This window comes from Salinicola salarius (genome assembly GCF_002179555.1).
Lineage (GTDB): Bacteria > Pseudomonadota > Gammaproteobacteria > Pseudomonadales > Halomonadaceae > Salinicola > Salinicola salarius_A.
Genome location: NZ_NHOU01000125.1, coordinates 1 through 722 on the forward strand (window position 1 = coordinate 1; position 722 = coordinate 722).

The following is a 722-nucleotide window of genomic DNA, read 5'->3' on the forward strand; positions in this document are numbered from 1 at the left end:
TTCATGTCCATGGCGACGGCTTCGATCTGCTGGCAACCCTTCGGTCCCAACCACTCGAAGAAAGGGCGTACTGCCGCACGGCTGCGACCTTCTCCGATCCATAGCACCTGCTGCGTATCGGCGCAGATCGCCACCGTGGCGTAGCGATGGCCCTTGAATAGCGCGAACTCGTCCATGATCAGGCGACGCACCCGACTCAGGTCGACAGGCCGCACCTCGCGTTGCAGACGTCGATAGTCGATCGCCTTGACGGTATGCCAGTGCAGTCCCAACAGTTCAGCCACGTGTTTGACCGGCATCAGACGAACCAACGCTTCCACCCAGTTCACCATGGCGCACGTCAGCGACTGGCGACCGATCAACCAATCGATACGTTCGCGACGCGGGCCGCACTGGCGACAACGCACCCGGCGGACGGGTACGTCCAACCAGACTCGATATTGGAACAGATCGCGCTCACGAACGCGGCGGCGATGCGTGTCGTGGATGAGCGTAGACGCCTGTCCGCAGCGGTGACAGCGAGGAGGCCGGGCGGGGTCTGGTTTAAGGGTAACAAGCAGGCTGTGGGTATCGAGCAGTTCATATCGATCCAGCTCGAAGCCTTCCCAGAAGAGGGCAAGCAAACTAGCATCCATGGTGACGGCAGCGGTTGGGTGTGGGCTATGTTTTGGCGAACACAACCTTAACCTTTCTGGCTGCCGTCTCCTCCCTCTTTCACGCTA

1 protein-coding gene is annotated in these 722 nt (G+C 60.4%); it reads right to left on the reverse strand.

The window, feature by feature from the left end; genetic code table 11:
- Window positions 1-635, reverse strand: a 635-nt coding sequence (locus tag CCD76_RS19425; RefSeq protein WP_143543359.1) for a transposase, incomplete at its 3' end; no start/stop codon positions are given.
- Between the last annotated feature and the right edge of the window lie 87 nt (window positions 636-722).